Origin of the sequence: Lebetimonas sp. JH292 (genome assembly GCF_000523275.1) — a bacterium.
Lineage (GTDB): Bacteria > Campylobacterota > Campylobacteria > Campylobacterales > Nautiliaceae > Lebetimonas.
This window is the reverse complement of the sequence record NZ_ATHQ01000001.1, coordinates 167610-190000: the sequence shown is the minus strand read 5'-3', so window position 1 is coordinate 190000 and position 22391 is coordinate 167610. Positions and strand designations below refer to the sequence as shown.

The following is a 22391-nucleotide window of genomic DNA, read 5'->3' as shown; positions in this document are numbered from 1 at the left end:
TAAGGCGATTGAGTTGTTAGTAGCCCGTACCGTAAACCGACACAGGTGGGCGGGATGAGTATTCTAAGGCGCGTGGAAGAACCCTCTCTAAGGAACTCGGCAAACTGACACCGTAACTTCGGGATAAGGTGTGCCCCGAGTAGGTGAAGGGACTTGCTCCTGGAGCCGAAAGGGGTCGCAGCACAGCGCTCTTGTCGACTGTTTACCAAAAACACAGCACTCTGCTAACTCGTAAGAGGAGGTATAGGGTGTGACGCCTGCCCGGTGCCGGAAGGTTAAGGGGATCCGTTAGCCCTCGGGCGAAGCGGTGAACTGAAGCCCCGGTAAACGGCGGCCGTAACTATAACGGTCCTAAGGTAGCGAAATTCCTTGTCGGTTAAATACCGACCTGCATGAATGGCGTAACGAATGAGGGGCTGTCTCAGAGAGGGATCCAGTGAAATTGTAGTGGAGGTGAAAATTCCTCCTACCCGCGGCAAGACGGAAAGACCCCGTGGACCTTTACTACAGCTTGGCATTGTAGGTGGGATATCCATGTGCAGGATAGGTGGGAGGCTGAGAAGCCAGGGCGCCAGCTCTGGTGGAGCCGATCTTGAGATACCACCCTTGGATATCCTGCCTACTAACCCGCAGGAGTAATCCTTCTGGGGGACAGTGCCTGGCGGGTAGTTTGACTGGGGCGGTCGCCTCCTAAAGAGTAACGGAGGCTCACAAAGGTTGGCTCAAGGCGGTTGGAAATCGTCTGAAGAGTGTAAAGGCACAAGCCAGCCTGACTGCGAGAGAGACACCTCGAGCAGAGACGAAAGTCGGTCTTAGTGATCCGGTGGTTCTGAGTGGAAGGGCCATCGCTCAAAGGATAAAAGGTACCCCGGGGATAACAGGCTGATCTCCCCCGAGAGCTCACATCGACGGGGAGGTTTGGCACCTCGATGTCGGCTCATCGCATCCTGGGGCTGGAGCAGGTCCCAAGGGTATGGCTGTTCGCCATTTAAAGCGGTACGCGAGCTGGGTTCAGAACGTCGTGAGACAGTTCGGTCCCTATCTGCCGTGGGCGCAGGAAGGTTGAGGAGAGCTAACCCTAGTACGAGAGGACCGGGTTGGACGAGCCACTGGTGTACCAGTTGTCCTGCCAAGGGCAGCGCTGGGTAGCCAAGCTCGGAAGGGATAACCGCTGAAAGCATCTAAGCGGGAAGCCCACTCCAAGATGAGCCTTCCCATGAGGGTGCAGGAAGACTACCTGCTTGATAGGCTGGGGGTGTAAGCCCTGCAAGGGGTTGAGCTGACCAGTACTAATAACCCGAATGGCTTTTAAGCGGACGTGAGACAAGACTTTTAACAGCTAATTTTTAATTTATAAGATAATATATTTAAGCTTAGTGGGCAAAGCGGAGGGGAAACACCCTGTCCCATTCCGAACCAGGAAGTTAAGCCCTCCAGCGCTGATGATACTGCACCCTGCGGGTGTGGGAAAGTAGGTCCTTGCTAAGCTTTAATATGTTATCTTCTTTATCATTAATCCTTTTTTATTATTTATTTATTATTATTTGGGTCTGGCACCTTTGATATACAGAATCTAATATTCAATATCTCATTTATTCCCAGCTTTCCAGGACAGTCTTTTAATTTATTTATATTAATTAATTTATGTTTTATTTTCCTTTATGTTTAGGTACTGACTAAATAACAAAAAAGTTAAAATATTACAGTGTTGCGAATTTAGCAAAATTTGAGTGGTGCTTTAGCAAAATGAAGCACTGAGCTGTAATATTTTTATCTTTGAAGTTATTTTAAAATATTTACATTTAGTCAGTGCCTATGTTTATAATGATTTTATATAATTAATTAAATTTGATAAAATTCTTTAAAAAAGGACAAATTTTGGTAAATTTATTGGTAGGTTTATTTGGTCTTTATATTTTTGTAAAAATTATTATAGAAATAAAAGAAGTTTTTTATATTAAAAAAGTTTTTCCTGAAATTGTTTCATTTATGAATGTAGAAGAGTATAAAAATTCTGCATTTTATGCTATTTATAAACATACTCTTAATATTTTTAACGCATTAATAAGTATGTTTTTAGTTGTGTTTTGGATGAGCGGAGGATTGTTTATTATAAATTTTTTACTTTGTAAAAATACATTGCTTAGTGAATTGGAAGTTTTATTTGTTTTTTTTGCGGTAAATTATATTTTAACGTTTCCTATAAATATTTGGGAAAAACATATTGATAAAAAATTTGGTTTTAATGTAGCACCTTGGAAACTTTTTTTTGTGGATGAATTTAAAAAAATAGTCCTGTTTTTAATTTTAGGCGGGGTATTTTTTGCAGGGTTGATTTATTTTATAGAACATTTTAAATACTGGTGGATTATAGGGTTTGGTTTTACATTTTTGGTAGTGATTTTGATAAATGTTTTATATCCTATATTTGCAAGTATTTTTAATAAATTTGAGCCGTTACAAGACGAAGAACTTAAAACCGATATTGAAAATATGATGGAAAAAGTCGGCTTTAAAAGCAACGGTATTTTTGTAATGGATGCAAGCAAAAGAGATACAAGACTTAATGCCTATTTTGCAGGGCTTGGCAAAAGTAAAAGAGTTGTTTTATTTGATACGCTTTTAAAAAAACTGAATAAAAATGAGATTTTGGCAGTGCTTGGGCATGAACTTGGGCATTTTAAACACAAAGACATATTAAAAAATATTGCGGTTGTTGGAATTATGCTTTTTATAATTTTTGCTGTTTTTGGGAATTTACCTGATAATTTGTTTAATGAGATTCATGTACCTAAAAACGGGGTAAATATAATTATTTTGGCATTATTATTTATGGATATGATTATGTTTATATTGCAGCCTTTTGTTAATTTAATAAGCAGACAAAATGAATTTGGTGCAGATGAAATGGGAAGTGAATTGGTTAGCAAAAAAGACTTGGCAAGCGCTCTTAAAAAGCTCGTAGCAGAAAACAAACATTTTCCTCATGTAAGCAAATTATATTCATTTATTTATTATTCTCATCCACCGATTTTAGAGAGATTGGAAAAACTTGAAATAAGGAAGATAAAGTATGAGTTTTTCATATAAAACTATAAAAGGTAAAATGTTTGTTTATATGATAATTTATTTAAAAAAAAACTATAAAAATAAATAAAAAAAAGTATGGAAATATTAAAAGGGGAAAAAAATTAAAATTTGAATCTCTTGCACCTATTTTTGAAGATTTGTTAAAGGAAGATGGTTCTTTAGTAATTGAAATTGGAAATTCGTGGGAAGAGAAAAGACCAGTTCATTCTTTATTACCTTTTGAAGCTTTATTAAGATTAGTAATAAATGAAAAAGCAAATTTAAGGCTTATTCAGGAATTTATAGTATATAATCCTTCAAGATTACCATCTCCAGCACAATGGGTAACAGTAAATAGAATTCGCACTAAGCGATTTTCCAAAAGCAGATAATAGAAAAGTTTTAAGACCTTATAGTAAAAGTATGAAAAATTTATTAAAAAGAAAAAATTATAATTCAGGAAAAAGACCATCAGAACATAATATAAGCGAAAAAAGTTTTCTTAAAAATAATGGGGGAAGTATTTCTCATAATTTGTTTGAATTAGAGCCATTGGATGAAAATAGAGAAGTTAGATTGCCTTATAATGTATTAAGTTTTTCTAATATATCGTCTAATGATTCTTTTTTAAAAAAATGTAGAGAACTTGGCATTATCCAGGTATAGTTTCTTTTTTTGTAGAATTTTTGTAATACTACAGGATTTGTAGCAGAAAAGCTTAATAGAAGATGGATAATTTGTGAGTTAAAAAAGGAATATGTTGAGCAATCTAAACTAAGGTTTGAAAACATAATAAAGGAATAAACAATGAGTATAAGTAGTTTATTTGATAAATTAGATGAAATTGTTTCAATTGACAGTTTTAAAAGAGGGCAATAAAGAAGAATTTTTTTGTTGGAAATCCATTTTATATAGACTATGAAACTATTAAATTATTAACTTGTGATTTTTTGGAAATGTAATGTAAAAGGTATTCCAAAAGGGTGTTTTCTTTTTAGCTTTTTTATAAAGGTGAAGCAGAAAAAGAAAATAAAGAGGCTTTATTATTAAGAGTTATAAATCCAACAAAATTGCCTATGGATATTGAAATTATCACTACTATGATAGCATATTATAAAGAAGATAAAGATATAACAGGTAGAGAAGGTTCAAAAAAAGAGAGTAAATTAGACCCATATACAAGATATGAATTAAGTTTTTCTTGGTATTGTAATGTCGCATATTAGGAGTTTTTTATAAATATAAAAAAGGAAAAGTAAGATTTGGAGCTGATATTGAATAATTATAAAGTTTATAAAGCTAATAGTGAGATTTTAAAGTTTATAGTAAATCAAGGAATGAAAGAATTTATTTATAATGAGAGTGAATCAGGAATACACAAAGGTTTCAACAAGAAGAATCAAAAGTTCCTGCTTATATTTCTTCTAAGGATTTTCTTGGAACAAGAACTGCTTTATTTGGTATGACTAGAACCGGTAAGTCGAATACGGTAAAAATGAAAGAAGATGATATGAGATATAGTGTTGTTGATAAGCCAAATTTTAAAGTATTAAAAATTAACTTTTTTGAAAATGTAAAAAAAAATAAAATGAAAGGATATATTATGAGAAAAGAAGCGGTATTAAATATAGATTTTAAAGAATTAAGCAAACAATGTAAAACTCAAGAAGATATATCAAAATTAACAAAAGAATTTATGAAGAATATGATAGAGAATATGCTAAAAGCAGTAGGACAGAAGATGAGAATGTAGAAATGAGTGATAGCTTAATTTCAAGAATAGTAGATAAAATTACTCCTGGAATAAGAGAGTGGCAAAATAGGACATTAGACCCCATATATCCAATAGTATATATGGATGCTATGGTGTTTAAAATAAAAGATGATAACGGTTTTTATAAAAACAAAGCATTACATTTTGTAATAGGAATAAATTTAGAAGGCAAAAAAGATTTACTTGGTATGGGATAACAGAGAATGAAGGTGCAAAATTTTGGTTAAACATTGTAACAGATTTAAATAACAGAGGAGTAGAGGATATTTTAATAGCTTCTGTTGACGGATTAAAAGGATTTAGTGAAGCAATAAACTCTGTTTTTCCTCAAACTATAGTACAAAGGTGTATTATTCATCAAATTAGATATTCAATGAAATATGTTGGTTCTAAGTACCAAAAAGAGTTTATGAAAGATTTAAAAAAAGTATATCAGGCAATATCCAAAGAACAGGCTGAAACTGAACTTGACAATATTGAAGAAAAATGGGGAGATAAATATCCTATAGCTGTTAATTCTTGGAAAAACAACTGGGAAGAATTATCAACTTACTTTGAGTATTCAGAACCTATTAGAAGGATTATTTACACTACCAATACTGTTGAAGGATTTAACAGACAAGTTAGAAAAATAACTAAAACGAAAGGAGGATTTAATGAGGATAAGTTAAAAAAAATGGCTAAAATAAATTATTTTCAATTTGTATAATTTTCGAAAACAAACTAAAACCTTATTTAAAATGATTTTTATGCTTTACATAAAAAAGAATTGGTCTTGTAAAAGAGGGTTTTTCTTTAATTAAAAAATTTCTTGAAGAAAGTGGTGATCAATAGATTTAACGAAACCAGATGATTATGATGAAAATCATAGTATAAAAACAAGATATGATAGAAAAATAGCAGCATATAAATGTATGTTGTATAAGAGACAGATTTAAAATCTTATAAAAATAAAATTAAGTTTCCAGGAAAGGAAAAAATTAATGAACTTGTAAAACAATAAATGGGAGTTTTTTTCTAACTATAAGAAAAAAGAAGGAAAAGAATATTTTGATGAAGATATTCAATCGATTTTAAGAATGCTGACAAAGATTAATAAACCTGGTTCTAATAATTCAATTAGTGGTTTTTTAAAAATTAGACCAATGGCAAAATATCATACAAATACTTTGAAAGAATCTTTTGAATTAGAGATTCTAAAAAATCTTAGAAAAGGAAAAATAGTTATAATTGATTTATCGTTTCCAAAAAAAGAAGATTAGTTCAAATATATTAAATTTAAATAATGAAGATGAGTTAAAAGAAATAAAAAAATTTTATGATTTTGAAGATTTTTTAAATTCTTTAAAAAAATTTAGTGTTGATACTGATAAAGGATTTGTAAGAATGAAATTATTATCTAATCCTTTTGTAATACCTGTGCAAATAGATGAATTTAAAAAAGAAAATCAAAATGGGTTTATAACCTATAGAATTTGCAGGTAAAACAGGACATAGTGAATTTATAGATGAAGAAAGTAAAAAATTTTTATCACACTGTTATATACCTCAGCAAAATTTTGATTTAAATAATTTCAGTAATTTATTTAATGCTTTAGATGAAAAAGATAGCAATATAAAATATGTAATTGCAATAGATGGTGGATTGTCTTCCATAACAGCAAAAAAATTTCCAAGTTCAAAGTTAGTAGCTATAAAAATAGGGGCTTTATTTATTCTAAAAAAGATTTAAAATTTAAAAGAGAATAGAAAGAAAATTTTAATCTTGCATCAGCTTTAAAGTGGTTAATTTTTAGAGAGTTTCGTGATATTCCTGAAAATGAGTGGAATTTAGCTACTCATCCTATAAATCCTAATATTAAAAATAAAAAATTAAATATATACAAGAAATCCATCTAAGTTATCCGAATTTTTATAGACCTTTAGCATTTTTTGGACAGACTGCAAATTTACATAAACCTATGAGAGAGATGATAGTATATTTTTTATTAAAAGGAATTGAGTTAAATATTATTGGAGTTGAAAAACCAATATGTATATAATGATGAAAATAAATATTAATTTATATACTATACCAATTAGAAATTATGATACAATAAAAAATCCTAATGTTGAAGATTTTGTTAATTTAAATGAGATATTGAATATAATACAAACTTTAAAATGCAATATGTATGAAAATTCAATTTTACCTATTGCATTAATAAATAAAGAAATTTCATTAAAAAGATTTTTTAAATCTATATTGAATTAATTTAGGGGCAAAAATGAAAATTTTAATTACAGGAATAAACAGAGGAATAGGTTATGGATTGGTTAAATGAATATCTTGAAAGAAGTGATGAAGTTTATGGGATTGGGAGAAGCTGCCCTTTTGACATTCCTTTTTATAAAATTGATTTATCAAATATTGAAAATTTATATAAAGCAGTTGAAGCATTTAACACTGATTTTGATTTAGTTATTTTAAATGCAGGGATATTGGGTGAAATTAAATTAATGAAAGAATGGAGTGTAAAAGAACTTAATGACATTTTCATAGTAAATGTGTGGGCTAATAAAGTTTTAATAGATTTGCTTGAAAAATGGGCTAAAAAAATTGTAATTATCAGCAGCGGTGCTGCAGTAAACGGAAATCCCGGCTGGGGAGGATACGCTCTTAGTAAGTGTGTTTTAAATATGATGGTAAGTATATATTCAAAAGAAATTAATACTCCTGTTTTTGCCGTAGCTCCAGGGGTAATTGATACAGATATGGTAAGAAAAGTAATTTCAGCTGAGAGGGAAAAATTTAGCTCAGTTGAGAGAGTTGATAAAAGTAAAATTGAATTAAATGAAGGTGTGAGAAAACTTGTTAAACTTTTTGATAATTTAGATAAATTTGAAAGTGGTAGTTTTATAGATATAAGAAATGTCGAGATTGATTGATACTGCAATTTTAGGAGGAGGGGCAAGCGGTCTTTTTCTGGGAAGTCTTTTAAAAAAGAATTATTTAATTATTGAGCATAATAAAGAAATCGGAGCTAAAATACGAATCAGCGGCGGTGGAAAATGCAATATTACCAATAAAATAGTAACCGAAAATAATTACAGAGGCGATAAAGAGTTAGTTAGAAAAGTTTTAAAAAAATTTTCAAATAAAGATTTACTTAGTTGGCTGAAAAGAAATAATTTAGAAATAGTTGAAGCTAAAAAAAATCAATATTTTTTTAAAAGCAGTGAAATATTACTTAATTTTTTTAAAAGAAATGTAAAAAAGATACTCAAAGCAGAAATTATTGAGGTTAAATTTGAAAAGGACAGATTTAAAATTATTACTGATAAACAGTTTTTTTATGCTAAAAATGTGGTTGTAGCAACAGGGGGGATAAGCTATAAAAAACTTGGTGCAAGCGATATTGGATATAAAATAGCCAAAAATTTTGGACATTCAATTACTCCTCTGCGTCCGGCGCTTGTAGGACTTACAGTGCAAAAAAGTGAAAGCTGGTTTAAGAATTTAAGCGGTATTTCATTTGAATCTGTTGTAAAAGAAGGTGAGAAAAAATTTAGGCAAAATATTCTTTTTTCTCACAGGGGAATTACCGGTCCTGCAGTATTAAATGTATCTTTATGGTGGGATAAAGGTAAAATAAGTATCGGTTTTTTAAAAAAAGATGTATTTACTTTTCTTAAAAACCCAAATAAACAGATTTCTACCCAGCTTTCACTTCCAAAAAGATTTGTAAAAGAATTTTTAAATGCCAAGAATCTTAAAGATAAGAAAGTAAGAGAATTAAAATCATTTGAAAAAGAAAAACTTAAACTTTTAAATAATTATGAATTTGCCCCGGCCGGAACTTTTGGATTTGAGAGAGCTGAAGTTACAAAAGGTGGAGTTGATACAAATGATTTAAATGAATTTTTGGAAAGTAAATTTCAAAAAAGACTTTATTTCGTAGGGGAGGTTTTAGATGTGACAGGTGAGCTTGGGGGTTATAATTTTCAATGGGCTTTTAGCAGTGCTTACAGTGTTTATTTAAACTTAATAAAAAGGTTAACAATTGAGGATTAAAGATGTTATAAAATTTCCTGAGAGTGTTTATATTTTAGAAAAACTTTTAAACAAAGATAAAGCATGGCTTTTTTTGAATGATGATTTGAAAGTACCAGAAGAATTTTTTGAAATTCAGAAAAAAGTAAAAAATGGGTATCCGATTGAATATATTTTTGAAGAGGTTTATTTTTACGGAGATAAATTTTATATCAGTGAGGGGGTTTTAATTTCAAGGGATGATACGGAAGTTGTGGTTGATAGGGCAATTGAACTAATAAAAAGTTGCCAAGTTGCCAAGCACCGAGTACCAAGTACCAAGTTCCAAGTTATTGACTGTTGCACGGGAAGCGGGGTAATTGCAATTGAGATTAAAAAACACACATGGGCTGAAGTGATAGCAACTGATATAAATAAAATTGCCATTGAAGTTGCTAAAAAAAATGCAAAGCTACATAATGTAGAAATTGAGTTTAAAAAATGTGATTTATTTAATGAAAAAGCCGATTTACTTATTGCTAATCCTCCGTATGTGGAAAATTCTTATCCTAAACCAAATAAATTTGAACCTGATGAGGCATTTTATGGTGGGAGTGATGGGCTTGATATTGTAAAAAAACTTATTAATAAGGCAATTGAATTTAAAATTCCTTATGCTATAATTGAGATAGGGTATAATCAAAAAGAGATTTTAAGCAAATTTTTAGAAGAAAAAGGGATAAAAAAGTTTGAATTTTTTAAAGATTTAGCTGGAAATATAAGAGGAGTTGAAATTATTTTAAATGTAGATAATTAGCTATTCCATCAAGTAACATTTGAACTGAAAGGGCGATTAACAACATTCCCATAAGTTTTTCTGCAGCATTGAAAAATTTATATGGAATAAATTCAGCCAAATAGGTAAAAAATATAATTATAAATGATGTTAAAGCCCATGAGATGATAGAAGCAGTAAATAAAATATGAAAATTGTAACTGTTTGATAACAATAAAAGAACGGCAAGCAGTGACGGCCCGGCAATCATTGGAATGGCAATCGGTACTATTAATAAATCGGTTTTATCCGTATTTTCTGTTTCATTTGATGGAAAAATCATTTTTAATGCTATTAAGAATAAAATTATTCCGCCTGCAATTGAAACAGACGCTTCACTGAGTCCAAAAAGCTCTAAAATTTGCTTTCCAAATAATATGAAAATAAAAATTAAAAAGAGTGATATTAATAATTCTCTTATAAGAATTTTAATTTTTGTTTTTTTATCATAATTTTTTAATAAAGATATTAAAACCGGTAAATTGCCAAATGGATCCATTATTAAAAAAAGTGTAAGGGTTATTTTTACAATCATTTTGCTAATTTTTTGTTTAATTTTATATATTCAGGTTTTGTTTCAACACACTGCATAGCGAAAATAACAATACAATGCATTTTTGGAAATCCCTGAGTGTCAAATTCATAAACTCTCGGGTGTATAAGAGATAGTTTTAACAGTTTTTTTAAAAACCCCTACTATTGTGTTCCAGTTTATTGCCAAGGCAAAATTTGCAAAAATAATAATAGAAATTAATTTTTTCAATTGTTTCCTTTTTGATATAATTATACATAAAAAAGGTAATAATGGATATTAATAAATCCCTTAATAAAAAAGGAAAACTTTTAACTGAAATATATTTTGAACTTCAAAAATATTATGATAATTTGTATCCAAATGCCGTTGTTTTAATGGAAGTCGGAACTTTTTTTGAAACATATGAAACAGATGGAATCGGAAAAGCAAGAGAAATAGCAAATATTTTAAATATTCAACTTACCAAAAAAAATAAGTCAGTACCCAATATTGATGTGAAAAATCCTTTAATGGCTGGTTTTCCAAATCATGCACTTGACAGATATTTAGAAAAATTAATAGAAGAAAATAAATACACCCTGATTCTTATAAAACAAAAAGGTACACCTCCTAATGTAAAAAGATATCTTCCTGAAATAATTTCACCAGGGGTAAATTTAGAATATTCAAAAACGTATGAAAATTATGTAACTTCCATAATTGTCGAAAAATACAATGCTTTTCATGTAGGATATGCAAATATTGATATAAATACAGGAAAAAGTTACATATACGAAAACTATTCTACAAAAGATGACGTTAGTTTTGCCCTGGATGAACTGTTTAGACTTCTTCAGACATATAAATCAAACGAAATCATTTTAACTTTAAAAAATGTTGATTGTGATGAAATTGTGAATTATTTGGAACTTGACGGTAAAAATATAATTATAAACAGAACAAGAATGAACATAAATTATCAAAATGAAATTTTTAAAAGAGTTTATAAAATACATTCGCTTTTAACTCCCATTGAAATTATGAATTTGGAAAAATATCCGTTAATTACAGAATCTTTGGGTATTTTGCTTGAATTTGTCATTTCCCACAATAAAGATTTGATTAAACACATTAAATTTCCTGAACTTATAGAAGATGAAAAATTTGTATATTTAGGAAACAATCCCATCAAACAGCTTGAAATAGGTAAAGTCTTAAAATTAATAGATAAAACTAAAACCCCAATGGGAAAAAGGCTAATTAAAGAAAGGCTTTTTAATCCCATAAAAGATGAAGAAGAATTAAAAAAAAGGTATAAAGCCGTAAATTTTATGCTTAACAGGTTTAAGAAATTTGAAGAATTACTTAAAGACATATATGATCTGGAAAAAATAGACAGAAAAATAAAATTAAAACGACTTCATCCGTTTGAGCTAAGTTTTTTAGTGAGTTCCCTCAAATCATGCAGCGAAATTTATCTTCTGCTTAAAAAGAAATCTTTAAAAATCGATAATTTTTTAAATTATATTGAAAGGCATTTTGATTTAAACAAAATAAATGTAAAAATTGAAGATATAAAAGAAAATTTTTTTAACGAGGGTATAAATAAAGAGCTTGATGAATTGAATAAAGAAAAAAAACATTATATTAATGAACTTGTAAAAATCAAAGAAGAAATAGAAAAATTGGGTGATGTAAAAGTAGAACTTTCTCAATTGGAGAAAGAAGGTTATTATTTGAGCCTGACAAAAACAAGATTTAATTTAATAAAAGATAAATTTTTAAATACGTTTACACAAATAAACGGTAAAAATGTTTTTTTTAAAGATTTTAGGATTAAAAATTTAACTAACAGTGTGAAAATTTCAGGAGAGATTATAGAAGAAATAAGCGATAAAATTATAACTCTTGATAATAAAATAATAAAAAAAACTACAAAATTATATTTAAAAAAATTGGATGAAATATCAAGGGAATTTGATGTTTTACAATCTCTTTCGGATGAAATCGCACAAATAGACGTAGCGGTCAGCAGTGCCAAGGTTGCAAAACAATTTAATTATTTTATGCCTAAAATTTCAAATATTAGACCAATTTTTAGGGATTTAAGGCATCCGTTAATAGAAGTGAATCAGGAAAACGGAATTTATATTCCAAACGATATAGATTTCAATGAATATGACGGAATGCTTTTGTATGGAATTAACAGCTCTGGAAAAAGCTCTCTTATGAAAAGTGTAGGAATAGCCATTTTTTTGGCTCAAAGCGGTTTTTTTGTCCCTGCCAAAATGGAATTTAAACCGATAAACGGAATTTTTACAAGAATTGAAGCAAAAGATAATCTCTCAAAAGGACTTTCTACTTTTGCGGTAGAAATGCTTGAACTTAAAAATATTTTCAACAGAGCCGATTCTAATTCCATTGTTTTAGGTGATGAGATAGCACATGGAACAGAAACTTTATCTGCTATGTCCATTGTCGCAAGTGCTGTAATTAAGCTTGCAAAAAAGAATATAAATTTTTTATTTGCAACACATCTGCATCAGTTGATGGATTTAGAAGAAATAAAAAATTTGCCCAATGTCGTCGCCAGGCATTTGGAAGTTTATTTTGACGGTGAAAAATTAATATACGACAGAAAACTAAAAGAGGGGAGCGGTAGCAGCATATACGGGCTTGAATTTGCAAAATCAATTTATTTGGACAGTGAATTTTTAAAAACTGCAGAAAATATAAGAAAAAAATTAAATGAAGAATACAGCGAACTTGAACTTTTAATAAAAAAAAGAAAAAGCAGATATAATAAAAAAGTAATTGTTACAACATGCGCAATATGCGGGGCACCGGTTGATGATGTACATCATATTTTCCCAAAAGAACAGGCAGAAAAAGGATTTATTGACCATGTTCCCGTAAATCATAAATTTAATTTAATTCCTCTTTGTAAAAAGCATCATAAAATGGTGCATGTTGGAAAAATAAGAATAACCGGATTTGTAACCACTTCAAAAGGAATAGAACTTCATTGGGAAGAAAAAAATTAACCGTTGAAAATCTCAACGGCTTTTAGCATAAGTAAGCCTGCTTCGTTTACGCTGTTTCTTCCTAAATATTTAGCTTCTCTTGCAGCAATATATGCTTTTTCAAAGCTTTCTTTACCAAGATTTGATTTTTTAACAGCTTCTTTTATATTTTCAGGAAGTATTCTTATTTTTTTCTCTTTAACATACATACTGCCAGTTTCAGCTATAGCTTTTACAACTCTGTAAATTGTCGGATTAATAGGCGCTCCAAATCCTTCAGGAACTGAGCTTATAGCTTCATCCATCATTTTTCCATATTCAGTTTCTATAATATGTCTATCAGGCAATACTTCAACAAATCCTTTTGCTTCTAATTTATCTATTGCTTCAAAAATTCTTGTTTTTTCTTCTTCACTTTTTCCTTTTAAAATATCTTCACATGCAATTCCGTTATTTGGAATTATTTTGAAAATATCCATTTCATATTTTGTTATAAATGGTAACTTTTTATGAGTTGCAATTTCTTCATACATCAAACCAGATTTTGTAGGTTCATATGTGCCTAAAATTCTTTCACGTCTAGCCTCTTCAACCCATTCTCTGTTTGGTGCACTAAACATTTTATTTGAAATTGCTAAAGTTTTAACCGACCAACTGTGAATCGCTCTTTCATCTTTTTGGTCTTGCAGTACTTTTTTGCCATCTTCTGTAACAAAATATACTGCTTTTCCTTTTTCATCAACACCTTCTTCTATTAATCCGAAAGCTTCCAATGAATATAAATATTCTCTTAAATCAAAATTTTCTTCAAACCATTTTTTCTCATTTTCTAAATCTGTAAATTTTTTGACAATTTCTCGTTTTTTCTTTGGCATTTCATCAAGTCTTCTGCCATATTTTTCAATGAATTTTTTATATTCTTTAATTTTTCTTTCTAATAATTGTGCTTTTATTTCATCAAATGTAGGTGTTTCTTCAGGATTTTCAGGGGCTTTTTCCTCCCAGATTTTTTGAATTGTTTTTAGAGTTTGGATTTCTTCTTTTTCAATAGCAAATGTTTTTAGCGGTTTTTGAGTTTTATCTCTATAAATTCTATAAACTTCAAGTGCTTTTTCTCCAGCTTTTGTTAATTCGTCTATATTTGTAACATATCCAAGGGATTCAAGGTCTGTAAGTGAATCAATGTCAATTTCTTCGCCGTCAGCCACTTTTGCAATATCTTCTAAAATTGATAAATCAAGTACACTTCCTTCATTTGCCCAACCACCGTAAGTTAAGGTCTCTTTTATAGCCTGGCCAAGTTCTGTAAATGTAAAATATTCTCCAACTGGAATTGAATATGCTATAAGTCTCATAGCTTCAAGTAAATCTTTGTTGTTCTCTTCAATAGGTAAAAAATGAACGTCTGTTGGTCCTATAGGTGTTTTTCTGATATATTCAGCAAGTTTTGCATCTATTGCAAGTTCTGGGTTAATTACTTTGTATGCTTCATATAAATCTATTGCCTCCTGGGTTAATTCTCCGTTTTTGGCAAACCCTCTTTTTTCTAGTTCTTCATTAGTTATTTTTGTAGTTTTGTTTTTATTTTTAATACTTGCATCTATCATTGCAATTACTTCACTGCTAACCCATTTAAAATCATCTTTCCATTCATCAGTTGCTTGAATATTCTTTATTTTATTTAATACTTCAGCTACTATTGAACCTCCATATGTAAATTCTGCAACCGCTGGCATTGGAAATCTTATAATTCCGCTTAAGATTAACTCTTTTAATGCTTCATTATTAAGTGCTTCAGTTTTTATTGTTTTTGTATCTGATTTTAATAACTCTAAGATAATTTTAGCTGCATCTTTTTTTATAATCATCTTTGCGCCTCCTGTTTTTATTTTTTGTAATTATAACAAATCAAAAAAACTTAGTCAATATAACTAAACTTAGATATAGATTTATACTTATCATTTTTATTAATCTAAATATTTATATGTTTTATAACTGTTTGTATTTTTTTAATAATATTGCAGAAAAAGAAAAAAAATTAATTTTCTTCTTTATAAGGGTTTACAGCTTTCGCTATCCAGATAGATAATCCGTAAAGAATTAAAAGAGGTGTGGCCATTGCAAGTTGGGAAAACAAGTCGGGAGGAGTTAAAACAGCCGCTACTATAAATATTATAACAACAGCATATCTGAAGAAATCCTTTAGTGTTTTATCTGTAATAAGTTCTAATTTTGCCAGGAAATACGAAAGTACGGGAAGTTCAAATGCTATTCCAAAACCAATCATTATTTTAAGCGCAACACTTACATATTCGCTTATTTTTAGCATTGCAACAAAATTTTTACCGCCAAAATTGATTAATACCTTAAATCCGATAGGAAAAACTACAAAATATGCAAATGCAGCCCCCAAATAAAACATTATCGTACCGAATACAACAAATGGTAAAACCAGTTTTTTTTCATTGTCATAAAGTCCCGGGGCTATAAATTTCCATAATTGGTAAAGAATGACAGGTAAAGATGCAAAAAAAGCCGTATAGAGTGATACTCTTACAGCTGTCATAAAAGGCTCCACCAGGTTGGTGAATATCATTTCTGAATTGCTGGAAGTATGTAAAACATCTGTTGCAGGTTTTGCCAAAATAACAAAAATATCTTTCCAAAAAAGAAAAGATAAAATAAAAAGTATGAAAAATACAACAACTATTTTAATAAGCCGGCTTCTAAGCTCAGCTATGTGAGGTGTTAATTCTTCAAGCATTTACATCTTTTTTTTCTGTTGTTTCAACCGTAGCGTCTTTAACATCAGTATCTTTTTCTTCTATTTTTTCTACATTCTGATTTTCTTCTTTACCTTCACCTTCTTTTACTGCGTCTTTAAAATTTTTAATACCTTTGCCAAGACCGCTTGCCAGTTCCGGAATTTTTTTACCTCCGAAAAGCAATAAAACAATTATTAAAATTACAATTATTTGCCAAGTACCAATTCCCATAATAAATCCTTTTTGCAAAATTTTAGCATAAATTTACAAAAGTTTGATAAAATTTTGTAAAAATAAAGGGAAATTATGAAATTAGCTGTTTTTGATTTTGATTCAACATTGATGGACGGGGAAACAATAGATTTTTTAGCTGAACCGCTTGGGCTTAAAGATAAAGTGGCAGCAATTACCGAAATGGCTATGAAAGGTGAGCTTGATTTTTTTGAGAGTCTTGTAATGAGGGTAAAACTTCTCGAAGGTCTGGAAGAGTTAAAAGTTAATGAAATATGTCATAATCTTCCTTTTATGCCGGGGGCTGAAGAAACTATAAAAGCTTTAAAAAAAGACGATATTATAATAGTTGTTTTCAGTGGAGGTTTTAGAAATGCTACAGGTTATGCAAAAAAAGTTTTGGGATTTGATGCCGATTTTAGCAATACTCTTCATTCTAAAAACGGTATATTAACCGGTCTTGTGGGGGGAGAAATGATGTTTTCCCATTCAAAAGGTGATATGTTAAAGAGGATACAAAACATTTTAGGGGTTTCTTCTGATGAAACAATGGTTGTAGGGGACGGTGCTAATGATTTGAGTATGTTTAAATACGCAAAAACAAAAATTGCTTTTTGTGCAAAAGAAATTTTGAAAAAAGAAGCAAATATTATAATAGAAGAAAAAGATTTAACAAAAATTTTGGAATTTATTTAAGGAGAGAATATGACGAGTATATGGGTGGATTATTTAGACAGGGAATTTTTGGAGAGTGAATTTAAAGAAATGGTTGAGAGCGGCTTGGTAAACGGTCTTACAAGCAATCCTTCGATTTTTGCAAATGCCATGAAAAAAAATATCTACAAAAATGATATAGAAAATTTAAAAGATAACTCTTCAAAAGAAATTTATGAAGAAAACGCTGTTAAAGATATACAAAAAGCCTGCGATATATTAAAAGAAAATTTTGAAAATGATAACGACGGTTTTGCAAGTATTGAAGTTGACCCGAGACTTATTAACAATACAAAAGGCACAATAGATGAGGCTTTAAGACTGTATGATAAAATTGAGAGGGAAAATGTAATGATAAAAATTCCAGCAAATGAAACCGGATATAAAGCGATGGAAGAACTTGCAAAAAAAAGTATAAATATAAACGCTACTCTTGTTTTTTCCCCGAATCAGGCGATGAGAGCTTTTGAAGCTATTGATAAAGGGAATGTGAAAGGGGTAATATCCGTTTTTGTAAGCAGATTTGACAGAAAATTAAATCCTGTTCTTGCTTCTTTAAATTTGGCGCAGGACAGAATCGGTTTTTTTAACGCTATAAAAATATATAATATGATAGAAAATGAAAAAAGTGAAAACATTAAAACACTTTTTGCATCAACAGGTGTAAAACAAAACTATTTGCCTAAGGATTATTATGTGCAAAATTTATTTTTGCCAAATTCAGTATTAACATTGCCTCTTGATGTAATAGAAGCCATTAAGGATAAAGAACTTGAAGAATCATTTCATTTTCAGACAAAACATATAGATGCGTTTTTTGGGTTTTTGACACCTGCTGGAATTAATATGCAAAAAATTTATCAGGAATTGTTTGACGAGGGTGTTGAAGCTTTTGGAAATGCATTTAATAATATGCTTGATTCTATAAAGGAATAATATGACAAGAGAAGAGTTAGTAAGATATCTTAGCTTTTTGGTCAGTAAAGGAGGAAGTGATTTACATATAAAAGCTGGAGACGGGATAAGAATGAGAATTCAGGGAAAACTTATTCCTGTTGAGAGTCCAAAACTAACAAGGGAAAGCATTGTTGAATTATTAAAAGAAATCTTAAGAAACAGATTTGAGGAAATGGTTAGAAAAAAAGAGATAGATTTTAACTATAAGTTGAATGAAAATTACCGTTTCAGGGGTAACGCCTTTTTTCAAATAGACGGACCGAGTCTTGTTTTTAGAACAATTCCTCTTAATATACCCACTATAGAGGAATTAAAGCTGCCTCAAATTATAAAAAAATTTACTGAATCTGAAAGAGGCCTTGTTTTGGTAACAGGTGTTACAGGAAGCGGTAAATCTACGACACTTGCCGCAATGATAGACGAAATAAACAATAAAAAAGCAAAACATATTATTACTATAGAAGACCCTGTTGAATTTGTCCATAAAGATAAAAAATGTTTAATTAATCAAAGAAGTCTAGGTGAGGATACATTAAGCTTTTCCAATGCCCTGCGTGCCGCTTTAAGAGAAGACCCTGATATTATTTTGGTGGGGGAAATGAGGGATTTGGAAACTATGGAAATAGCCCTTCATGCAGCTGAAACAGGCCATTTGGTTTTTTCGACACTTCATACGTTGGATGCAAAAGAGACAATAAACAGGGTTATAGGTGTTTTTCCGCCAAGCGAACAGCATAGAATCAGAATGACGCTTGGAAGCGTACTTGAAGGGGTCATATCTCAAAGGCTTGTTCCTACTGTTGATGGAAAAAGAACGGCTGCAATGGAAATAATGATAAAAACACCGAGGGTAAAAGAACTTATTTTTCAAGGAAGGGATGAAGAAATCAAGGACACTATTGAAGAAGGTAAAAATATTTACGGTACTCAGAGTTTTGACCAACATCTTGTTGATTTGGTTATCGAAGGAAGAGTTGATGAAAAAACGGCAATAGAATATGCATCAAGCAGGGATGATTTTCTTCTTAAACTCAGAAAAGCAAAACTTGAAAAAGGTTTAGAAGTGGTAAATGACGCAAAAATAGGTTTAAAAGATAGCAATTAATTGAATTTTTTGTTATAATTTCCTTTCAAAAAATTTAAGGAGTTAAAATGTTACAAGGAATTATCAGAGAGAGTACCTCAAAAAAAGAAACCAAAAAACTTAAGAGGGATGGTTATCTGATTGCAAACATTTATGGAAAAGGAATCGAAAACATAAATGCTGCATTCAAAATGGGTGATTTTATTAAATATATGAAAAATAAAGAACATTTAATTTTTCCTGTCAAATTGGGAGATAAAGAATTAAAAGTTGTTGTTCAGGAATATCAGAAACATCCTGTAACAGGCGAACTTTTGCATGTTGATTTGTTGGTTGCGCAAGAAGGTGTAAAATCATATTACCATGTTCCTATCAGAGTAAAAGGAACACCTGTAGGTTTAAAAAACAAAGGTGTTTTAATTTATCACAGAAGAAGAATCAAAGTTAAAGCGGCACCAGAAAATTTACCGGATTTCTTCGAACTTGATATAAGCAATCTTGATGTTGGGGACAATATTTTAATAAGAGATATTAAAATGCCTGACGGAGTTGAATGTTTCTTAAATCCTTCTATTCCGGTAGTTGGAGTTATTAAAGCCAAATAATCTTCTCCCCTTTAGGGGAATAAAAAATAAAAGAAAAGTAAAAAATGAAACTTATTGTAGGACTTGGAAATCCTGGTAAAAAATATGAGCTTAATCGTCATAATGTTGGTTTTTTTGCGGTTGATTATCTTATAAACGAATTTAACGCCTACAAAAACGGTAATTTTAAGGGTAAACTTTTTAAATCAGAAGATTTTCTTTTTTTAAAACCTTCAATATATATGAATTTAAGCGGTGAAAGCGTTGTTTTGGTTAAAAACTTTTATAAATTGGACAATAAAAATATAATTGTTATTCATGATGATCTGGATTTGAAACTGGGTGTGCTTAAATTTAAAAGAGGCGGTGGCAACGGCGGTCATAACGGATTAAAATCCATTGATAAATTTATAGGAAATGATTATTACAGAGTAAGAATTGGTATAGGCAGGCCTGAGAGAAAAGAAGAAGTTGTAAACTACGTGCTTAGCGATTTTAAAAATGATGAAGTAGAATGTATTAAAAAGCTTTTTCCCGTGATTAAAGAAGCCGTAAAAGATATTGAAAATGCCGCTTCAAAATATACAAGGAAATCCTGTTAATGTTTTTTTTATATATTCTGAAAAGATTTTCCAGAAATTTTTTTCTGTTTTTATTCAGTCTTTCTTTTTTATATCTTTTACTGGATTTAATAGGTAATTTTTCAAAACTGCCTCATTCTTCAAATTTGCTAATATTATACAGCGTATATGTTATCAGTTACTCATTTGAAAATTTTTATCCTTTGGCTCTGATTTTTTCTTTTTTATATACTATTTATCATTTTATAAAATTCAATACATTGGTTTCTTTTTATTCTTTTGGATTTTCTAAAAATAAAATATTGTTTGTGTTTTTAATTTTTTCTTTATCTGTTTATTTTATATTTATTGTTTTAGATAATACAAATTATGTTTATTTTAATCAAAAGGCCCAAAATATTCTGTTGAATAAAAAATTAAAAAAAGAAAATCTTTTTTTAAAATATAAAAACAGTATTGTGTACATAAAAGAATTAAAACCTCTTTTGAAAAAAGCTTACTGTGTTAAAATATTTACTTTGGAGGGGATGAAAGTAAAAAAAATAATAAATATAAAAGAAGCCGAATATAAAAACAATAAATGGATGGGAAACAATGTGACAGTTAAAATGTTTGATAAAAACAGACTTATTGTAAAAAAAGAAAAACATTTAAATGTTTTAACTGATTTTGAGCCACTTGTATTATCGAATTTGAAAAAACTGGAATCAATTTCTATAAAAGATGCTCTCTTGGCTATGAAAATTTTCAAAAGTATAAAATTAAATAAAATAATATCAATCTTAATGTTTAAGATATTAACCCCTATGAGTTTAATACTGTTTTTGATATATTTAATGTATAGTGCGCCTGTGCATCAGAGAATTTCTTCAATTTCATTTTTTTTGATAAAATCAGTTTTCTTTTCCGTATTTTTATGGGGGGCAAATTTACTTCTTTATAAATTTGTAAAACAGGGTGTGATAAACCCCTTTATTTTGACTTTGCCTCTGTTTTTTGTGTTAGTATTGGATATTTATGTTATTAAAAAGGAGAATTAATGAATTTTAAATATTTGGCAAAAAAATATGACACACCTTTGTATGTATATGATTTTAATTATTTTAGCGAGCAGTTCAACAAATTAAAAAAAGCTTTTAAAGCAAGAAAAAGTATTATAGCCTATGCCGTTAAAGCCAATTCAAACTTAAGTGTAATAAATCATTTTGCCTCTCTTGGAAGCGGGGCGGACTGTGTCAGTATAGGCGAAGTTAAAAGAGCTTTGCTTGCGGGAATAGATAAATATAAAATAATTTTCAGCGGCGTGGGAAAAAGGGATGATGAGATAAAAGAATCTTTGGAAAAAGATATTTTAATGCTCAATATTGAAAGCGAGGCGGAATTAAAAAGAATTGAAGAAATTGCTAAAAATTTAGGAAAAGTTGCAAGAATTAGCATTAGAGTAAATCCAAACATAGACCCAAAAACACATCCATATATATCAACGGGGCTTCACGAAAATAAATTTGGCGTTGATATAGAAACAGCTAAAAAGCTTTATATTTATGCTAAAAAAAGTGAAAATTTAAATCCGATAGGAATTCATTTTCATATAGGAAGCCAGTTAACAGAACTTGAGCCTATTAAAGAGGCTAGTCATATAGTTGCTGATTTAGTAAGGAGTTTAAAAGCTATAAATATTGATATTAAATTTTTTGATGTTGGAGGAGGACTCGGCATAAAATATAAAGATGAAAATTTAATAGAGCCTTACGATTATGCCCAGGCGGTTCTTTCTACCCTTAGCGGACTTGATGTGACAATAATTTGTGAGCCCGGAAGATTTTTAGTTGGAAACGGGGGATGGTTTTTAACTAAAGTTTTATATGAAAAAAGAAATGGGGATAAAAGATTTGTAATTGTTGACGGGGCTATGAATGATTTAATAAGACCAAGCCTGTACGGGGCATATCATAAAATTGAGGTTTTAAATGAAAATAAAGAAAAAAGCAAGGCTAACATTGTGGGCCCGATTTGTGAGAGCGGAGATTTTTTTGCAAAAGATATAGAAATTTCCAAAACAGATCCCGGGGATTTGGTTTTAATACATTCTGCCGGGGCATATGGTTTTTCAATGAGCAGTAATTACAATACAAGACCCAGAGCAGCGGAAGTTGCGGTGATTAATGGGAAAGACAGGCTTATTAGAAGAAGGGAAACTTTTGAGGATTTAATAGCATGTGAAATTGATTATTTGAAGAAGTGAAAA

General features: G+C 30.1%; 26 protein-coding genes and 2 rRNA genes (1 of these 28 only partly in view). 23 read left to right on the top strand and 5 right to left on the bottom strand.

What is annotated here, in order from left to right:
- The 15 genes from DZ64_RS0101160 to DZ64_RS0101080 form a co-directional block, all read left to right on the top strand.
- Window positions 1-1314: ribosomal RNA gene (locus tag DZ64_RS0101160) — 23S ribosomal RNA — on the top strand (it extends 1592 nt beyond the left edge of the window).
- A 58-nt stretch (window positions 1315-1372) separates the two neighbouring features.
- Window positions 1373-1488: ribosomal RNA gene (rrf, locus tag DZ64_RS0101155) — 5S ribosomal RNA — on the top strand.
- Window positions 1489-1878: 390 nt separating this feature from the next.
- Window positions 1879-3090: a M48 family metallopeptidase gene (locus tag DZ64_RS0101150; protein ID WP_024789092.1), complete on the top strand. Its 1212-nt coding sequence runs from the start codon at window positions 1879-1881 to the stop codon at window positions 3088-3090.
- A gap of 137 nt (window positions 3091-3227) precedes the next feature.
- Window positions 3228-3461 (top strand): hypothetical protein, encoded by a 234-nt coding sequence (locus DZ64_RS12585; protein ID WP_024789091.1) that lies wholly within the window; start codon window positions 3228-3230, stop codon window positions 3459-3461.
- Between the two features lie 31 nt (window positions 3462-3492).
- Window positions 3493-3735 carry a hypothetical protein gene (locus DZ64_RS12580; protein WP_024789090.1) on the top strand — a complete coding sequence of 81 codons (243 nt, stop codon included), beginning with the start codon at window positions 3493-3495 and terminating at the stop codon, window positions 3733-3735.
- A gap of 410 nt (window positions 3736-4145) precedes the next feature.
- A complete protein-coding gene (locus DZ64_RS12175; RefSeq protein WP_156922588.1) occupies window positions 4146-4295 on the top strand; it encodes a hypothetical protein in 150 nt (49 codons plus the stop codon).
- Between the two features lie 269 nt (window positions 4296-4564).
- Complete coding sequence (locus tag DZ64_RS0101120; RefSeq protein ID WP_156922587.1) at window positions 4565-4822, top strand: hypothetical protein; 258 nt, start codon at window positions 4565-4567, stop codon at window positions 4820-4822.
- 2 nt (window positions 4823-4824) lie between these two features.
- Window positions 4825-5040, top strand: coding sequence for a transposase (locus tag DZ64_RS12575; RefSeq protein WP_024789087.1), 216 nt, complete (start codon window positions 4825-4827; stop codon window positions 5038-5040).
- A complete protein-coding gene (locus tag DZ64_RS11710) occupies window positions 4980-5552 on the top strand; it encodes a transposase (protein WP_201768504.1) in 573 nt (190 codons plus the stop codon). The genes DZ64_RS12575 and DZ64_RS11710 overlap by 61 nt, the downstream gene beginning before the upstream one ends.
- 370 nt (window positions 5553-5922) lie before the next feature.
- Window positions 5923-6105, top strand: a complete 183-nt coding sequence (locus tag DZ64_RS0101105; protein ID WP_024789085.1) for a hypothetical protein — start codon at window positions 5923-5925, stop codon at window positions 6103-6105.
- Complete coding sequence (locus DZ64_RS0101100; protein ID WP_024789084.1) at window positions 6074-6328, top strand: hypothetical protein; 255 nt, start codon at window positions 6074-6076, stop codon at window positions 6326-6328. The genes DZ64_RS0101105 and DZ64_RS0101100 overlap by 32 nt, the downstream gene beginning before the upstream one ends.
- Window positions 6329-6884: 556 nt before the next feature.
- Window positions 6885-7097, top strand: a complete 213-nt coding sequence (locus DZ64_RS0101095) for a hypothetical protein (RefSeq protein WP_236618623.1) — start codon at window positions 6885-6887, stop codon at window positions 7095-7097.
- Between the two features lie 53 nt (window positions 7098-7150).
- The gene (locus tag DZ64_RS10375) at window positions 7151-7771 is read left to right on the top strand and encodes an SDR family NAD(P)-dependent oxidoreductase (RefSeq protein ID WP_236618622.1); all 621 of its coding nucleotides are present in this window, start codon (window positions 7151-7153) and stop codon (window positions 7769-7771) included.
- Window positions 7755-8897: an aminoacetone oxidase family FAD-binding enzyme gene (locus tag DZ64_RS0101085; RefSeq protein ID WP_051429980.1), complete on the top strand. Its 1143-nt coding sequence runs from the start codon at window positions 7755-7757 to the stop codon at window positions 8895-8897. Before DZ64_RS10375 ends, DZ64_RS0101085 begins: the two co-directional genes overlap by 17 nt.
- A complete protein-coding gene (locus DZ64_RS0101080) occupies window positions 8887-9672 on the top strand; it encodes a HemK/PrmC family methyltransferase (RefSeq protein WP_024789081.1) in 786 nt (261 codons plus the stop codon). Before DZ64_RS0101085 ends, DZ64_RS0101080 begins: the two co-directional genes overlap by 11 nt.
- Here DZ64_RS0101080 and DZ64_RS0101075 read toward each other — a convergent pair.
- Entirely contained in the window at window positions 9650-10225 is a 576-nt protein-coding gene (locus tag DZ64_RS0101075) for a MarC family protein (protein WP_024786849.1), read from the bottom strand. The two genes, DZ64_RS0101080 and DZ64_RS0101075, sit on opposite strands and share 23 nt — an antisense overlap.
- Window positions 10226-10330: 105 nt before the next feature.
- A complete protein-coding gene (locus DZ64_RS13650; RefSeq protein WP_255327501.1) occupies window positions 10331-10453 on the bottom strand; it encodes a hypothetical protein in 123 nt (40 codons plus the stop codon).
- A 41-nt stretch (window positions 10454-10494) separates the two neighbouring features.
- On the opposite strand from DZ64_RS13650, the gene DZ64_RS0101065 reads away from it, so the two are divergent.
- The gene (locus DZ64_RS0101065; protein ID WP_024789080.1) at window positions 10495-13248 is read left to right on the top strand and encodes an HNH endonuclease; all 2754 of its coding nucleotides are present in this window, start codon (window positions 10495-10497) and stop codon (window positions 13246-13248) included.
- Here the strand turns inward: DZ64_RS0101065 and DZ64_RS0101060 are convergent.
- The 3 genes from DZ64_RS0101060 to tatA all read right to left on the bottom strand — a co-directional run bounded on the left by DZ64_RS0101060 (window position 13245) and on the right by tatA (window position 16223).
- The gene (locus tag DZ64_RS0101060; protein ID WP_024789079.1) at window positions 13245-15095 is read right to left on the bottom strand and encodes a DUF505 domain-containing protein; all 1851 of its coding nucleotides are present in this window, start codon (window positions 15093-15095) and stop codon (window positions 13245-13247) included. The two genes, DZ64_RS0101065 and DZ64_RS0101060, sit on opposite strands and share 4 nt — an antisense overlap.
- Before the next feature lie 170 nt (window positions 15096-15265).
- Window positions 15266-15991, bottom strand: coding sequence for a twin-arginine translocase subunit TatC (gene tatC, locus DZ64_RS0101055; RefSeq protein ID WP_024789078.1), 726 nt, complete (start codon window positions 15989-15991; stop codon window positions 15266-15268).
- On the bottom strand, window positions 15984-16223 hold the full coding sequence (gene tatA, locus DZ64_RS0101050; protein WP_024789077.1) for a twin-arginine translocase TatA/TatE family subunit: 240 nt from the start codon (window positions 16221-16223) through the stop codon (window positions 15984-15986). Before tatA ends, tatC begins: the two co-directional genes overlap by 8 nt.
- 75 nt (window positions 16224-16298) lie before the next feature.
- On the opposite strand from tatA, the gene serB reads away from it, so the two are divergent.
- From serB to lysA, 7 genes are read left to right on the top strand one after another with little or no spacing between them, the layout of a single operon-like run.
- Complete coding sequence (gene serB, locus DZ64_RS0101045) at window positions 16299-16919, top strand: phosphoserine phosphatase SerB (protein ID WP_024789076.1); 621 nt, start codon at window positions 16299-16301, stop codon at window positions 16917-16919.
- A gap of 9 nt (window positions 16920-16928) precedes the next feature.
- On the top strand, window positions 16929-17873 hold the full coding sequence (locus tag DZ64_RS0101040; protein WP_024789075.1) for a transaldolase: 945 nt from the start codon (window positions 16929-16931) through the stop codon (window positions 17871-17873).
- Window position 17874: 1 nt separating this feature from the next.
- The gene (locus tag DZ64_RS0101035) at window positions 17875-18999 is read left to right on the top strand and encodes a type IV pilus twitching motility protein PilT (RefSeq protein ID WP_024789074.1); all 1125 of its coding nucleotides are present in this window, start codon (window positions 17875-17877) and stop codon (window positions 18997-18999) included.
- A 47-nt stretch (window positions 19000-19046) separates the two neighbouring features.
- Window positions 19047-19583, top strand: a complete 537-nt coding sequence (locus DZ64_RS0101030) for a 50S ribosomal protein L25/general stress protein Ctc (RefSeq protein ID WP_024786841.1) — start codon at window positions 19047-19049, stop codon at window positions 19581-19583.
- Window positions 19584-19627: 44 nt separating this feature from the next.
- Window positions 19628-20164, top strand: coding sequence for an aminoacyl-tRNA hydrolase (gene pth, locus DZ64_RS0101025; protein ID WP_024789073.1), 537 nt, complete (start codon window positions 19628-19630; stop codon window positions 20162-20164).
- Window positions 20164-21183 carry an LptF/LptG family permease gene (locus DZ64_RS0101020; protein ID WP_024789072.1) on the top strand — a complete coding sequence of 340 codons (1020 nt, stop codon included), beginning with the start codon at window positions 20164-20166 and terminating at the stop codon, window positions 21181-21183. The genes pth and DZ64_RS0101020 overlap by 1 nt, the downstream gene beginning before the upstream one ends.
- A complete protein-coding gene (gene lysA / locus DZ64_RS0101015; protein ID WP_024789071.1) occupies window positions 21183-22388 on the top strand; it encodes a diaminopimelate decarboxylase in 1206 nt (401 codons plus the stop codon). The genes DZ64_RS0101020 and lysA overlap by 1 nt, the downstream gene beginning before the upstream one ends.
- Window positions 22389-22391 lie beyond the last annotated feature (3 nt).

What these genes read in the sequence shown, in the direction of transcription:
- DZ64_RS12580 (WP_024789090.1), top strand. Translation starts at nt 3,493, where the DNA reads ATGAAAAATTTATTAAAAAGAAAAAATTATAATTCAGGAAAAAGACCA.
- DZ64_RS12175 (WP_156922588.1), top strand. Translation starts at nt 4,146, where the DNA reads ATGGATATTGAAATTATCACTACTATGATAGCATATTATAAAGAAGAT.
- DZ64_RS0101120 (WP_156922587.1), top strand. Translation starts at nt 4,565, where the DNA reads ATGAAAGAAGATGATATGAGATATAGTGTTGTTGATAAGCCAAATTTT.
- DZ64_RS12575 (WP_024789087.1), top strand. Translation starts at nt 4,825, where the DNA reads ATGAGTGATAGCTTAATTTCAAGAATAGTAGATAAAATTACTCCTGGA.
- DZ64_RS0101105 (WP_024789085.1), top strand. Translation starts at nt 5,923, where the DNA reads ATGCTGACAAAGATTAATAAACCTGGTTCTAATAATTCAATTAGTGGT.
- DZ64_RS0101095 (WP_236618623.1), top strand. Translation starts at nt 6,885, where the DNA reads ATGATGAAAATAAATATTAATTTATATACTATACCAATTAGAAATTAT.
- DZ64_RS10375 (WP_236618622.1), top strand. Translation starts at nt 7,151, where the DNA reads ATGGATTGGTTAAATGAATATCTTGAAAGAAGTGATGAAGTTTATGGG.
- DZ64_RS0101085 (WP_051429980.1), top strand. Translation starts at nt 7,755, where the DNA reads ATGTCGAGATTGATTGATACTGCAATTTTAGGAGGAGGGGCAAGCGGT.
- DZ64_RS0101075 (WP_024786849.1), bottom strand. Translation starts at nt 10,225, where the DNA reads ATGATTGTAAAAATAACCCTTACACTTTTTTTAATAATGGATCCATTT.
- DZ64_RS0101065 (WP_024789080.1), top strand. Translation starts at nt 10,495, where the DNA reads ATGGATATTAATAAATCCCTTAATAAAAAAGGAAAACTTTTAACTGAA.
- DZ64_RS0101060 (WP_024789079.1), bottom strand. Translation starts at nt 15,095, where the DNA reads ATGATTATAAAAAAAGATGCAGCTAAAATTATCTTAGAGTTATTAAAA.
- tatC (WP_024789078.1), bottom strand. Translation starts at nt 15,991, where the DNA reads ATGCTTGAAGAATTAACACCTCACATAGCTGAGCTTAGAAGCCGGCTT.
- tatA (WP_024789077.1), bottom strand. Translation starts at nt 16,223, where the DNA reads ATGGGAATTGGTACTTGGCAAATAATTGTAATTTTAATAATTGTTTTA.
- serB (WP_024789076.1), top strand. Translation starts at nt 16,299, where the DNA reads ATGAAATTAGCTGTTTTTGATTTTGATTCAACATTGATGGACGGGGAA.
- DZ64_RS0101040 (WP_024789075.1), top strand. Translation starts at nt 16,929, where the DNA reads ATGACGAGTATATGGGTGGATTATTTAGACAGGGAATTTTTGGAGAGT.
- DZ64_RS0101035 (WP_024789074.1), top strand. Translation starts at nt 17,875, where the DNA reads ATGACAAGAGAAGAGTTAGTAAGATATCTTAGCTTTTTGGTCAGTAAA.
- DZ64_RS0101030 (WP_024786841.1), top strand. Translation starts at nt 19,047, where the DNA reads ATGTTACAAGGAATTATCAGAGAGAGTACCTCAAAAAAAGAAACCAAA.
- pth (WP_024789073.1), top strand. Translation starts at nt 19,628, where the DNA reads ATGAAACTTATTGTAGGACTTGGAAATCCTGGTAAAAAATATGAGCTT.
- DZ64_RS0101020 (WP_024789072.1), top strand. Translation starts at nt 20,164, where the DNA reads ATGTTTTTTTTATATATTCTGAAAAGATTTTCCAGAAATTTTTTTCTG.
- lysA (WP_024789071.1), top strand. Translation starts at nt 21,183, where the DNA reads ATGAATTTTAAATATTTGGCAAAAAAATATGACACACCTTTGTATGTA.